This is a genomic window from Staphylococcus sp. HMSC068C09 (assembly GCF_001813735.1).
Lineage (GTDB): Bacteria > Bacillota > Bacilli > Staphylococcales > Staphylococcaceae > Staphylococcus > Staphylococcus hominis.
In genome coordinates this window covers 18571-32515 of sequence record NZ_KV813779.1, presented here as the reverse complement: position 1 = coordinate 32515, position 13945 = coordinate 18571, and the positions used below count along the sequence as shown (strand labels likewise).

The following is a 13945-nucleotide window of genomic DNA, read 5'->3' as shown; positions in this document are numbered from 1 at the left end:
TCAACTTTAAGATGCATCTTATTAAGACAGTACTGCATTCCATTCCTGTGCTCTTTCTAGAGCATATACATCTTTCATAACATCTCCAGGTCTTTCTGCTGTACCAATAATATAACCATTTAGTTTTGCTCCGAGAAAATCTAAACTATATTCTAACTGTTTAATGCAAGGTTTCGCTTTTACTTTCGGACAATCTCCCCCAACTAAGATTAATCTAAAATCAATGTTAGACATTTTAGTTTTAAAATCCTGATATTTAGGATCGATTAATGATTCTGACCAATGATCGATAAATGCTTTTACAGATGCTGACACACTATACCAATACACAGGTGATGCAAAAATAACTGTATCACTTTCAAGCACTTGGTCAATAATCAATTGATAATCATCTATGTATGACTCAATTTGCTTTGATTCATGTCTATAATCTCTTACAGGTTTAAAATGATATTGTGTTAAATCAATCCAATTATATTGTTTTCCTTCTAGAGCATATTGTGTTAATTGAGCAGTATTTCCTTGTGGACGACTTCCACCAAATAATACAGTAATCATGTATCTTACCTCTTTTTTAATTTATATTATTAATGTGTTTTTTCTATTTACTTATTATGTACCCCATCTTTTTACTTTTATTTATAATAAAAACTCCTACACCTATATAAACGGTGTAGGAGCCATTATTACTTTTATTTAACGTACTTTATTCAACTGGGAATAAATCATCTATTTTCTTAATTTCTTCTTCAGTCAGTTCAATATTTGCTGCTTCAATGTTTTCTACAACTTGATCAGCACGTTTCGCACCAGGAATAACAACATCAAGTGATGGACGTGTTAAGTAGAATGCTAATACAATATTAGCAATACTTGTATTATGAGTTTCAGCAATACTTGATAATTCTTTTACTCGACGTACGTTATCATTGAACACTTCTGGTTGGAAATCACGACGAGTTGCACGATGATCATCGAAAGTTTGATTTTCTTCATACTTACCAGCTAAAATACCAGAAGCTAATGGGAAATATGGTACAAAAGTAATATCATTTTCAGCTGCGTATTTCATTACTTCTTCATTTTCACGATGTAGTAAATTATATTCTAATTGAACAACATCCACATATCCGTCTTTATTCGCCTCTTTAAGTTGATCTAACGTAAAGTTTGAAACACCTATTGCTTTAATTTTTCCTTCTTTTTTAAGTTCTTGTAATGCTGCCACAGCTTCATCTTTTGGTGTATCCTCATCAGGAAAATGAATGTAATACAAGTCAATATAATCCACTTGCAAGCGTTCTAAGCTCTCTTCAACTTGTTGTTTTAAATAATCAGGTTGGTTATTTTGAACAACATCGCCATTATCTTTAATAACATGTGATCCTTTAGTTGCAATTTGAACTTTTTCACGAGGATATTCCTTTACAACTTCTCCTACAAGTTCTTCTGAGCGTTTAGGTCCATAAATAAACGCAGTATCAATTAAAGTAATACCATTATCAATAGCTTTTCTAACGACATCTTTTCCTTGCTCTTCATCTAAATTGGGATATAAATTATGTCCTCCGACTGCATTTGCACCTAATGCAACTGGAAATACATGAACATCAGATTTTCCTAATTGTACAAATTCTGCCATGATATTCACCACTCCTTAAAAATGTAGTTTCTATTTATAGTTTACCCGATTAGTAATGATAAATTCATTCAGTAGTGTTTAAAACATTAAATTTGACATATGTTTTATTTTATATTTAAATGTAACTAATAAAGTTACATTTAGGAGGTGCATCATTTGAATTTAGAATTTAACATTGCCGTTCACGTACTTAGTTTTTTAGTAAAGCACGACAACCAACAATTCAGTAGTCAATCTTTAGCAAAATTAACTTGCCTCAATCCAGTTCAATTACGTAGAGTGACTACTGTTTTAAATCAATACCAGTTTATTAATACTTCCCGTGGTAAAAATGGTGGATATAGTGCAAATCATTCAACTGCTAGCATTAAACTATCAGTACTATATCGTATATTTGTGCTTGAAAAAGATAGCCAACAGCGTATTTTCACAGGTCATGAGCAGAGCGATTGTGAAATATCAAGAAACATAGCAAAGACCATGTCACACTATAATCAAAAGGAACATCGTGTTATTTTAAATTTTTATGATACCCTCACAATTAATGATGTAATTAATGATACACTTCAGGAGGATACAACATATGACACATTATAATTTAATCGTTATTGGTTTTGGTAAAGCCGGAAAAACACTTGCCAAATATGCATCATCACAAGGACAACAGGTTGCTTTAATTGAACAGTTTACAGAAAGCTATGGCGGTACATGCATAAACCATGGCTGTATTCCATCTAAAGTGCTTGTTAATGATGGTATTAAACATGTCGATTTTTCAACTGCCTTTTCAAGAAAAAAAGAAGTAGTCAAAGCATTAAATCAAAAAAACTATTTAAACTTAGAAAATGATGAAAATATTACCTTGTTAAACTTTAAAGCACAATTTAAATCTAATACAGAAGTAGAATTAATTGATGAAAATGGTAAGTTAGTTCAAACACTGACAGCAGATAAAATTTTAATTAATACAGGTGCAAAATCTAATATTCCAAATATTGAAGGTATAGACTCAGCACAAAATGTATATGATTCAAAAGGACTATTAAATATTTCTTATCAACCTAAAGAATTAGTGATTATTGGTGGAGGATATATTGCATTAGAATTTGCCTCAATGTTTCAAAGCTTTGGTACAAACGTAACTGTACTAGAATATAATAAACAATTTATGGCCAGAGAAGATCAAGAAATAGTCACACACATGATTAATGATTTTAAAGATAAAGGCGTACGTTTAATTACTAATGTTGAAACAAAAGCATTAAAAAATGAAGGTGATTTGACAACAGTTGAAACCTCACAAGGAAACTTTACTGGTGATGCAATCTTACTTGCTACAGGACGTGTACCAAATACAGATTTAGCTCTGAACAATACAGATATTGAGTTAGGCACTCACGGAGAAATAAAAGTAAACAACCATCTACAAACCTCTGTATCACATATTTATGCTGCCGGAGATGTAAAAGGTGGATTACAATTCACTTATATTTCTTTAGATGACTTTAGAATCTTGAAATCTGAATTGTTCGGTGATCGTTCACGACATACTGAAAATCGTGGTATTATCCCTTATACAGTATTTATCGATCCACCACTTTCTCGTGTTGGTATCACCGCTTCAGAAGCACAACAATTAAATTATAATTACGTTGAAAACACTTTATTTATTAATACTATACCAAAACACAAAATTAATAACGATGGTCGCGGTCTTTTCAAAGTTGTAATCAATAAAGATAATAATGAAATATTAGGTGCTACTTTATATGGTAAAGGTTCTGAAGAAATTATTAATTTAATTAAACTTGCTATCGATCAACATATTCCTTATCAAGTATTACGCGATAATATTTATACTCATCCAACAATAGCTGAATCATTTAATGACTTATTTAATATTTAATAAAAAAGCTCGTAAACCCATTTTTAAATGAGTTTACGAGCTTCTTTATCATCGATATTTATTATTTATTTGCTTTACGCTTTGCTAATTTTTCTTTTAATTTTCTATCTTGTTCTTCTTTACGACGCTTACGTTCTTCATTACGTTTTCTCAAACGTTCTTCTTCTTCAGGATCACGTGGTTTTTTTAATTGTGCAGTCACTTTTTCCATAAGTTCATCTTCAGTCAATGCAGCAAGTGGGCGATTATTAACAAAAGCAAATGTCTTACGACGACCTGGACCACAGTATGACTGACAGCCTATTTCAATTTCAGCATCAGGATCTAATTTTTCTAATTTTTTCTTTAATGATTTTAAGTTAACTGCCTGACATTCGTCACAAATCAAAAATTTATTCTTCACTTCGCTACCCACCTTTACATTATTTTCTCTCATATTGACTTCCATTCATTTATTACAACTCTAATTATTTTACTCTTTTTAATTAAAAATTCAAGCACTAAAAAAGATTTGCTATAAATAAAAAGCAAGACATATATTTTCTTAATAAAATGTCTCGCATCATCATAATAGTAGTCTTATTGTCCGTGATATATTTTAAATTTCAAAGGTTTAATTCCCTCTTTTTCCCATACTTCATAAATAGAGTGCTTATCAACTCTATTATCGATAATTGTAATGCCACAATCTCCTCCACCAGCTCCAGAAGTTTTTGCTGCACCACCAAAACGTTCACCAATATCACATAATAATTTTAATTTTTTTGTTTCAATATCAACCGTAGCCTCTTTATCCATTTGCTGAATAATACTACGATTTTGACGAATCATTTTTTGTACACCTTTTATATTATTCGTTTTAAAAGCATAGATTAAATTTTCCACACACGTATTTGATTGATCAAGAAACTTACCATAAAAAATAGGGTCAGATTTTAAACGCTTGACTTCGCTTACTAAGTGAGGTGACGAAGCAGGAGAACCGGTCCATCCTATGAGAACTTCCATATTTTCAGGCGCTTGTAAAGGTTCTATATGAAGACCTGGCCAGTTTTTTTCTAATACTTCATCTACAGATGTTTCTTTCATTTGTTGTTTTACCCATTCGTGATCAAACGTACTATAGGCAAGCCATCCACTATAAACACTAACAGCAATATCTCCGCATGAACTTAAACTTTGTAATCTCATATTTGAAATAACCGCAAGCTTATAAATATAAAGATTGGATAACTCCATTTCATAAAATTCATTTAGAACCTTAATCACAGATACTAAAACTGCAGCACTAGAACCTAAACCATACTTTTGTCCTGATGCATCTGCAAGATTACTATCAATAGTAAGATGAAAATGTTTTAATTTTATATTACAACTTTTCGCATACTGCTCAAACACTTCAATAGCAGTAACTACATATTTGAGTTGATTGGCTGCATGTACATATGATATTTCTATTTTATCTTCATTACGATTAAATGTGACAGGTTTATAGTGTAATGTTTTAGAATGAATCGTACCTGTGATTTCATTTGAAGCTTCAATAGCAGCCGTGACAAAACGATCTACTGCAATTAACACTGATTTATATCCAGGTTCGGTTACAGCATATTCGCCCGCTATATAAAGTTTTCCTGGCGCTTTTGCCTGAATCATTATATCTCTTCCCTACTTAATTATTTCGACTCCTGCGTGTGTAATATCACTTGTTATAATTTGATCTTTATTAAATACTTCTAAAAATTGATTCACAATCGCTTGTTGATGTTTCTTTTCTATTAGAACTTTTACATTTGGTCCTGCATCCATAGTAAAATAACAAGGTAATCCTGCTTCTCTACATTCATGTACAATTCTCATAGCTTCGTAGCTTTCTGGCACAAGATATGTAAATGGTGGCTGTGCACCTAAATTTGTTGCGTGCATTCTCAAACCGTTTGCCTCAATCACTTCACCCATTCGTTTAAAATCTTTTTGGGCAATCGCTTGTTTTGTGACTTTTAAATCTTCCTCTACATGATCTAACCAGTATTGATAAAAACGTGAAGTCTCACGAGTTAAAGACATACCTGAACGACTTGATACTTTCTTTGATTTATTGTTAATAACTACAAAAATCATAGCTAAGTCATTCTCGAAACCATCTGACTCAATTTGATGGGCGTAAGACGTTTTATCATCATGACCTTTTTCCCATTCAGCAAAACCACCATAAATACTTCTTGATGCTGATCCAGAACCACGACGAGCAAGGCGAGATAAATCTTTATCTGATAGGTTTAAATCAAGCGCTTCATTGCAAGCACCAGCTAAAGCTGCATATGCACTAGCTGAAGAAGCTAAACCGGCAGCAGTAGGTACAAAATTATCACTTTCTATGAGTGCATACGTTGAAATACCAGCTTCTTTTCGAATCATATCCATATAACGTTGAATTTTGGCGCTTTCTTTAGCGTTAACAGCTTCCTTATTTAAAATAAGTTGATCTTCTGTTAATGAAGCATCAAACGTTACACGTGTTTCTGTATAGAAACGCTCTAATGTCACTGATAAACTATTATTCATAGGAATAATTAGATCTTCATCTGCTTTTCCCCAATATTTTATTAGAGCAATATTCGTATGAGCGCGTGCTTTACCACTTTTTTTCAAAGATTTATCCTCCTAACTTTTCAATCCAAGTATGTTGCGCTCCAGCTTTTTCGGCTGCTGCAACAATAGTTTTAGCAGTCACTTCTTCTTTAGTTAGAATTAACATGCTACCTCCTCGTCCACCGCCAGTTAATTTCCCAGCTACTGCACCATGTTGTCTTCCAATTTCGAGTAATGTTTCGATTTTATCATGACTGACTGTCAATGTTCTTAAATCGTCTTGACATTGATTAAATATATTAGCAAGCTGATCAAAGCTGTGATGGTTAATTGCATCACTAGCTAAATAAACAAGAGAGCCAATATGTTCAATGACATTCATATATGACTCATCGTTATCACATAAACGATGTACATCTTCAACTGCTTGTTTTGTAGAGCCTTTAACTCCTGTATCAATAACAACCATATAGCCATCTAAATCAAGAGACTTTAAAATTTCAACTTCTCCTTTTTGATACCAAACGGGTTGATTCGTTACAATCGTTTTTGTATCAATACCACTTGGTTTACCATGAGCAATGCGTTCAGCCCAGTCTGCATTTTCTAGTAATTCTTTATCAGATAGCGGCAATTCTAAATAATCATAACTTGCTCTTATAAAAGCTACTGCTACTGCTGCACTCGAACCTAAACCTCGAGAAGGTGGTAAATTAGCTTGAATTTTAATCAACAATGGTTCTTCAACATGTTTGCTTTCTACGAAGTGTGTAATAAGTGATTTCAAATGATCAGGTGCATCGTATAAAGGACCATCATAAACATCACTCTGAATTGCTGAATAATTACCTTTTTCTAAGCTTTCAATAAGCACTTTTACTTTTCCTGAAGTAAATGGAATGGCGATTGCTGGCTGGCCAAAAGTTACAGCATGCTCACCAATCAATATAATTTTTCCGTTAGATTCTCCATAGCCACGTCGTACCATGATCTCTCACCTTTAATATTCTTTCTAAAATGATTTCAACATTCATTAATGTTGTTTTAAAATTGAACATATTTATACATTTGTACATGTCATGTCACACATATGTTTATACTCATTTACTTCAAATCTTGCATTTGTGTTAATACATCAATAAATAGTATAAAACTTTGTCAAAAATAGTTCAAAACTTTGAAATATTTATATCCTAAAAAATGTTATAATCAACATAATTATGGTTAAATTATCGTTCTTAAATGAATCCACCTCATCTATATTACTATAAAAAATAATAAGAATGTAGCAATTTTTATATTTTTGAAGGTAAATATATACTTTAGTTGTATGATTGCATGCTAAAAAGGGAGTAAGCTAAAATTCACTTAGAATTTTTCTTACTCCCTTTTATCTTATTTTAATCTAAGGAACGATTCATTTTCTCATTACGTTCAATCATTTTATCGAAATATCCTTCATAACGTTGCCACTCATCCTCTGTAATTGGATCCATATTTAGCTGACCACCTAAGTCTTTAATCGCATAAAGTAATTGGAACATCACATCTTGAACTTTAATGTCTCGATGAAGTAATGTCTCCAAAGATGCCATACATTCTGGTTTAATATCCGGATATTTAAATTTTGTAACTTCACCTTTCAAGGCACGTTGATAAAATTCATGCATCATTTCAGCTCTTTCTTCACCAGAGCCTTCAACACATAAATAAATTTGAACTGCAATACCTCCACGTACCCGTCGTTGTGAAATACCAGCAAATTTTTTTCCATCAATACTTAGATCAAATCTTCCAGGACAATATGAATGTTCTATTTCTTTAGTATCTATATCTACATTTTCATTTTCGAACATTTTACAAATAAGTAAATACATCACTGTGAATGCTTCATCAATGGTTGTCTCAGTTTGTCCTTTAAAAATAAGCGAAATATTTAAAACACCTTGGTCTAATACAACCCCAAGACCACCAGAATTTCTAACGATTGCATTATAACCGATCTCGTCAGTTAAGTATTGAATACCGTCTTTTAAAAATGGCAAACGTGAATCATGTATACCTAAAATGACAGTGTGTTGGTGAATCCATGTTCTTACAACGTTACAAGATATATCTTTTCCTACACTTTCTGAAAACGTGTCATCAAATGCAAATGACTGCATTGGCGCTAAACCTGAAGAATGGTCTATATAGCGCCAATGAATGTCATTAAAATACTTACTCGCTAAATCCATTATTGTAATGTTTGAGCAGCAGTAATAATTGATAAGTTATAAACGTCTTCAGTAGAACAACCACGAGATAAATCATTTACAGGTGAATTAAGACCTTGTAAAACTGGACCAATCGCTTCAAATCCACCTAAACGTTGTGCAATTTTGTAGCCAATATTACCTGCTTCTAAACTTGGGAATACAAATACATTTGCGTCACCTTGAATTTTTGCTCCAGGTGCTTTTTTCTCTGCAACTGCAGGTACAATCGCAGCATCAAATTGAAATTCTCCATCAACCACTACATTATCTAAACCTTCAGATTTCACTTTTTCTTGTGCTAATTTTACTGCGTTAGCGACTTTTTCTACATCATCTGATTTAGCTGAACCTTTAGTTGAGAAACTTAACATAGCAACACGTGGGTCCATACCAAAACTTTTTGCTGATTTTGCACTTTCTACGGCAATTTCTGCTAAATCAGAAGATTCTAATGTTGGATTGATAGCGCAATCACCAAATATATATTGTTTATCTTCTTTAATCATAAAGAAGATACCAGATGTTCTAGATACGCCAGGTTTTGTTTTAATAATTTGTAAGGCAGGACGGACAGTATCTCCAGTTGAATGTGCAGCACCACTTACTAATCCATCAGCATGACCAGCGTATACTAACATTGTTCCGAAATAGTTGACATTGTTTAATAATTCTTGAGCTTGTTCTTCAGTAGCTTTACCTTTACGACGTTCTACGAAAGATTTGACTAATTCAGGTTTCAAATCACTTTTAGAAGGATCGATAACTTGAATATTAGAGACATCTAATCCTTTATCTTGAGCTAAAGTATTTACTTTTTCTTCATTACCTAATACTAAAGGTGTAACATAGTCAGTTGCTTGTAACTTTGTAGCCGCTGTTAATACTCGTTCATCTTCACCTTCCGGTAATACAATTCTAACGTTTTTTCCTGAAAGTTTTTCTTGTAATACATCTAATAAACTAGACATAATGCCCTCCTCAAATTTTTTAAATAATAGTATGTTCACCTTAATTATACTTTATTTCTTTTAATATTTCTATTTCATTAATTTGTAATCTTTTAAGTATGTGTGACAATTCTCTTTATGATAAAATTTAATCTGTATTGATAAAAAATATATTTAAAGGAGCGATAGATATGAGTGAAGCAGCTGAAACATTAGATGGTTGGTATAGCCTTCATTTATTTTACGCTGTAGATTGGGCAACGTTTAGATTGGTGCCAGAAGATGAGCGCGAAGCAATGATTAATGAATTTAAAGTATTTATCGAAAATAAAGCAACTGCCAGAGAAAAACAAGCTGGAGATTATGCTTTATATAATATTACAGGCCAAAAAGCAGATATTTTATTATGGTATTTACGTCCAGAAATGAAAGAATTGAATGAAATTGAAAATGAATTAAATAAATTAAGAATTGCTGATTTCTTCATTCAAACTTATTCATATGTATCTGTGATTGAGTTAGGTAACTATTTAGCTGGTAAATCAGACGAAGATCCTTATGAAAATCCACATATTAAAGCAAGATTATATCCAGAATTGCCTAGAACAGAATATATTTGTTTCTATCCAATGGATAAACGTCGTAATGAAACATATAACTGGTATATGTTACCAATGGAAGATCGTAAAAAATTAATGTATAACCATGGCATGATTGGACGCAAATTCGCTGGTAAAATTAAACAATTCATTACTGGTTCAGTAGGTTTTGATGATTTTGAATGGGGCGTCACATTATTCTCAGATGATGTTCTACAATTCAAGAAAATTGTTTATGAAATGCGTTTTGATGAAACAACTGCTCGCTATGGCGACTTTGGTAGTTTCTATATCGGCCATATTTTAACTACTGATCATTTCGATCAATTTTTTGCAATTTAATATATAAATGGAGCAAAGACTAGCATAATAAACGCTAGTCTTTGCTCCATTTTTCAATAAATTAATATATCTATATAAGACAATTAGTTTCCGAGATAAAGTACACTTTTTACAAAGTGTACTTCAAGTAGTATGGTTTGGGAGAACTTCATTACTACTCTGAACATTAACAAATCACAAAAGTGCTGTCGCTACCCAGCACAATTTTGATTTGTTAACCATTATTATTTAACCGAATTGTAATGTTCTGAAACATTATTGTTATAAATCAATTGTTTTTTAACATTAAATTTTATTTTCATTAAAATATATTTACCTACTATTGAGATATAAATGAATGATCATCATATTATGATTATTAAGTTTTATAATGTAAGGTAGTTATTTTCATGTACTTCTACTATAATAATGATTACATCTTAACGAATGGTGATGAAATGGAAAATACAAATAAACAAGAACATATAGATGAAACTTTAATCAAAGACGTCGTCATGATGGCTGGACGTATATTACTTGAATCTGGTGCGGAAGGAACACGTGTAGAAGATACAATGACCCGTATTGCCCGAAAGCTAGGATATCCTGAAAGCAATAGCTTCGTTACAAATACAGTCATTCAATTTACTTTACATAATGAATCTTACCCCCGAATATTTAGAATTAATTCCCGTGATACTAATCTCATTAAAATTTCACAAGCAAATGAAATATCACGATTAATCACAAAAGGGGATATCTCTTTAGAAGATGCAAAAGAGCGATTAGAAAAAATATATATTGCAAAACGAGATAGTAGCTTAACATTTAAAGGGATTGCTGCTGCCATTATTGCAATTAGTTTCCTATATTTGCAAGGTGGCCAATTTATCGATGTGATTACTGCTCTACTTGCAGGTAGTATTGGATATCTGGTTGTTGAAATTCTGGATCGCCGATTACACGCACAATTTATTCCAGAATTCGTCGGATCCTTAGTTATTGGTATTATTGCAGTATTCGGTCATTGGTTAGCGCCAAGTGGTGATTTAGCTACTATTATTATTGCTGCAGTCATGCCTATTGTACCTGGAGTACTGATTACGAATGCTATACAAGATTTATTTGGTGGTCATATGATGATGTTTACCACTAAGTCTTTAGAAGCACTTGTAACCGCATTTGGTATAGGTGCCGGTGTAGGTTCGATATTAATATTAGTTTAGGAGTACGCATAAATGTTTTGGTTATTTAATTTTATATTTAGTTATACAGCTTCTCTCTTTTTCTGTGTAATCTTTGACGCTCCTAGAAAGCTGTATTTATCGTGTGGTTTTGTTGGAGCTTGTGGATGGATGGTATATATTTTATTCTACCAAGGTTTGAATATACATACGATTTATTCAAGTTTTTTCGGTAGCTTTACATTGGGGTTAATCAGTCATTACATGGCTCGTAAAAAACGTGAACCTGCAATCATTTTCATGGTTACTGGTATTATTCCATTAGTTCCTGGTGGACTTGCTTTTGATGCAACTAAAAATCTAGTCTTATTACAATTTGGTAAAGCAATCAACACAATGCTCGAAGTCACACTTATCGCTGGTGCGATTGCATTAGGATTATTATTTGCAGACCAAATTTCAAAAATCATCGTTTCTGGTTTCGCTCGACGACGTAAACGTATATAACAATAAAACGCGAGAGATTGTTGGTAATTAACCCTCATCTCTCGCGTTTACGTATATTATTTTTTATCTTGTATCATTTCTTTAACTTCTCGTTCTGATTGATTTAAAATCAGACGACTTAATTCGTCATTATTCATATTTTTTAATTTAGGGTATCGAACTACAAAGAAAATAAGACCAATCACTAACCAACTACCCAATGCAATATATGAAGGCATTGAAAGTGAAGCTGGTGATCCTGGAACTAATAATAAAAGTAAAAAGATAAATGAAACAATAGAACCCAAAATAGCAAAGGTCTTATAAATAGGACCATACGTGTTACTTTGTTTATTGTAACTAAATAGCTTAGCAGCAGATAAACAAGTAATAAAATAAGCAATAGATACACCTGTTGAAGACATATCAACAATCCATGTTAATGCGGTACGTCCTAACCATGGCGCAATTAAAGTAATAGCTACTAAAAAGATAATGGCTACATATGGTGTTTTATATTTTGGATGTAATTTACTAAACGCTTTAGGCATGATACCAGCACGTCCCATTGAGAATAGTAATCGACTTGAACTCATTAAGAATCCGTTTAATCCAGTAAAAATCCCCATAATAATAGCAATCGCTAATACTCCTAAACCAATATAACCAAAAGCAGTTTGTGTTTCAGCGCCTGTTAACCATAAATTTCCGTTAAAATTCGCATTATTCGTACCCAACCACCCTGTGTATAAAATCATAATGACATAAGTTAAAGCTGCCGCTAATAAACTGTATACAATCAGTTTGAACGTTTTATTTGGCGAGAAATTAAACTCTTCTGCTGTTTGTGGAATATTATCAAATCCCACATAAGCCCATGGTGCAATAGCTACAATCATAATAATGGAATTAAACCATCCAAGTTCTTTACTTGCTAAAGGTTGTAAGTTACTTAACGAAAAGTTATTTCCGAAAAATGAACCTACAAACATAAGCACAACAACAATGACCATTGCTATACAAAAATAATATTGGAGTGTACCAGAAACACTTGCACCACGAATTGCAATAAACATAAATACTAATAATAATACCGTAGCAATAACTATTTCTGTTATGTAAACATCCCATCCAGCAATCGTATATAACCTTCCATTATTCAAAATGTTTGGCAGTAAAAACTTAATTAATAAACTAAATGCTGTCGCATTTAACGCTACTACACAAACATAACCGAATGTTAAGAACCATGATGAAAAGAAACTCACATATCTTCCAAAACTTAAATAACTAAACGCGAATGCACCGCCTGACACAGGAAAACGTTCGACTAATGCGCCATAACTTACAGCAATTAATATCATCAATAAAGCACCAATGACAATACCAATAGATGAAGCAATCGGACCTGATTGTTTAATCCAATCACCGGGTAGTATAAATGCTCCCCATCCGATACACGAGCCATAAGCAATCGCCCAAACAAATTTTTCAGAGAGATTTTGTTTTAAATCTCCTCTATCTATCTCTCGATTTTTATTATTCATAAAATAAACTCACCTCAGGTACTTAACATACCCAAAAAGGTGAGTTTACTAACCAAAATATAAAATATTATTATCCAGCAAATTTAAATGTTGCAATAATTAACATTAACCATCCCACAATAAAGAGTACGCCCCCTATTGGTGTAATAGCTCCTAAAATACGAATTTGAGTCAATGCAAGAATATATAATGAGCCACTAAATAGAACAATACCAAAGAACAGAAGCCATCCTGCCCAATTCACATTAATAGAAGTTGTACCACTAATAATGCCAATCATAATTAATCCTAGACCATGATACATTTGATAATTCACTGCTTTTTCCCATACTGACATATATTTATCAGAGAGTTTTCCTTCAAGTCCATGTGCACCAAATGCGCCCGTACCAACAGACATCATCGTACACAATGCACCTAAAATTATAAATACTTTCATCATAATATTTTAGTTCTCCTAACT

The 13945-nt window shown here is 32.4% G+C and carries 15 protein-coding genes; 5 read left to right on the top strand and 10 right to left on the bottom strand.

Going from position 1 to position 13945, the window contains the following annotated elements; genetic code table 11:
- Positions 1-21 precede the first annotated feature (21 nt).
- Positions 22-558, bottom strand: coding sequence for a flavodoxin family protein (locus tag HMPREF2930_RS10855; RefSeq protein WP_017176045.1), 537 nt, complete (start codon positions 556-558; stop codon positions 22-24).
- A gap of 148 nt (positions 559-706) precedes the next feature.
- Complete coding sequence (locus tag HMPREF2930_RS10850) at positions 707-1642, bottom strand: aldo/keto reductase (protein ID WP_017176046.1); 936 nt, start codon at positions 1640-1642, stop codon at positions 707-709.
- A gap of 156 nt (positions 1643-1798) precedes the next feature.
- Between HMPREF2930_RS10850 and hypR the strand changes: the two genes are divergently transcribed.
- Complete coding sequence (gene hypR, locus HMPREF2930_RS10845) at positions 1799-2239, top strand: redox-sensitive transcriptional regulator HypR (RefSeq protein WP_002488600.1); 441 nt, start codon at positions 1799-1801, stop codon at positions 2237-2239.
- Positions 2226-3548 (top strand): hypothiocyanous acid reductase MerA, encoded by a 1323-nt coding sequence (gene merA / locus HMPREF2930_RS10840; protein ID WP_017176047.1) that lies wholly within the window; start codon positions 2226-2228, stop codon positions 3546-3548. The genes hypR and merA overlap by 14 nt, the downstream gene beginning before the upstream one ends.
- Before the next feature lie 61 nt (positions 3549-3609).
- Here merA and HMPREF2930_RS10835 read toward each other — a convergent pair whose 3' ends face one another.
- The 6 genes from HMPREF2930_RS10835 to pta form a co-directional block, all read right to left on the bottom strand.
- Positions 3610-3951 (bottom strand): YuzB family protein, encoded by a 342-nt coding sequence (locus tag HMPREF2930_RS10835; protein ID WP_017176048.1) that lies wholly within the window; start codon positions 3949-3951, stop codon positions 3610-3612.
- Between the two features lie 176 nt (positions 3952-4127).
- Positions 4128-5204, bottom strand: a complete 1077-nt coding sequence (locus tag HMPREF2930_RS10830) for a phosphomevalonate kinase (RefSeq protein WP_070597415.1) — start codon at positions 5202-5204, stop codon at positions 4128-4130.
- 12 nt (positions 5205-5216) lie between these two features.
- Positions 5217-6200 (bottom strand): diphosphomevalonate decarboxylase, encoded by a 984-nt coding sequence (gene mvaD / locus HMPREF2930_RS10825; RefSeq protein WP_017176050.1) that lies wholly within the window; start codon positions 6198-6200, stop codon positions 5217-5219.
- Positions 6201-6204: 4 nt separating this feature from the next.
- Entirely contained in the window at positions 6205-7128 is a 924-nt protein-coding gene (gene mvk / locus HMPREF2930_RS10820) for a mevalonate kinase (RefSeq protein ID WP_002488601.1), read from the bottom strand.
- Positions 7129-7540: 412 nt separating this feature from the next.
- Entirely contained in the window at positions 7541-8377 is an 837-nt protein-coding gene (locus HMPREF2930_RS10815) for a lipoate--protein ligase family protein (RefSeq protein WP_029376812.1), read from the bottom strand.
- Entirely contained in the window at positions 8377-9366 is a 990-nt protein-coding gene (pta, locus tag HMPREF2930_RS10810) for a phosphate acetyltransferase (RefSeq protein WP_017176052.1), read from the bottom strand. Before pta ends, HMPREF2930_RS10815 begins: the two co-directional genes overlap by 1 nt.
- Before the next feature lie 170 nt (positions 9367-9536).
- On the opposite strand from pta, the gene hemQ reads away from it, so the two are divergent.
- The 3 genes from hemQ to HMPREF2930_RS10795 all read left to right on the top strand — a co-directional run bounded on the left by hemQ (position 9537) and on the right by HMPREF2930_RS10795 (position 11956).
- Positions 9537-10286 carry a hydrogen peroxide-dependent heme synthase gene (gene hemQ / locus HMPREF2930_RS10805; RefSeq protein ID WP_002455697.1) on the top strand — a complete coding sequence of 250 codons (750 nt, stop codon included), beginning with the start codon at positions 9537-9539 and terminating at the stop codon, positions 10284-10286.
- 437 nt (positions 10287-10723) lie between these two features.
- Complete coding sequence (locus HMPREF2930_RS10800) at positions 10724-11491, top strand: threonine/serine exporter family protein (protein WP_029376813.1); 768 nt, start codon at positions 10724-10726, stop codon at positions 11489-11491.
- Positions 11492-11503: 12 nt separating this feature from the next.
- A complete protein-coding gene (locus HMPREF2930_RS10795) occupies positions 11504-11956 on the top strand; it encodes a threonine/serine exporter family protein (RefSeq protein ID WP_002448879.1) in 453 nt (150 codons plus the stop codon).
- A gap of 56 nt (positions 11957-12012) precedes the next feature.
- On the opposite strand, the gene HMPREF2930_RS10790 is transcribed toward HMPREF2930_RS10795, so the two are convergent.
- Both HMPREF2930_RS10790 and HMPREF2930_RS10785 read right to left on the bottom strand, forming a co-directional pair.
- Positions 12013-13482, bottom strand: coding sequence for an APC family permease (locus HMPREF2930_RS10790; protein WP_002488598.1), 1470 nt, complete (start codon positions 13480-13482; stop codon positions 12013-12015).
- Between the two features lie 70 nt (positions 13483-13552).
- Positions 13553-13921, bottom strand: coding sequence for a DUF423 domain-containing protein (locus HMPREF2930_RS10785; RefSeq protein ID WP_095324338.1), 369 nt, complete (start codon positions 13919-13921; stop codon positions 13553-13555).
- Between the last annotated feature and the right edge of the window lie 24 nt (positions 13922-13945).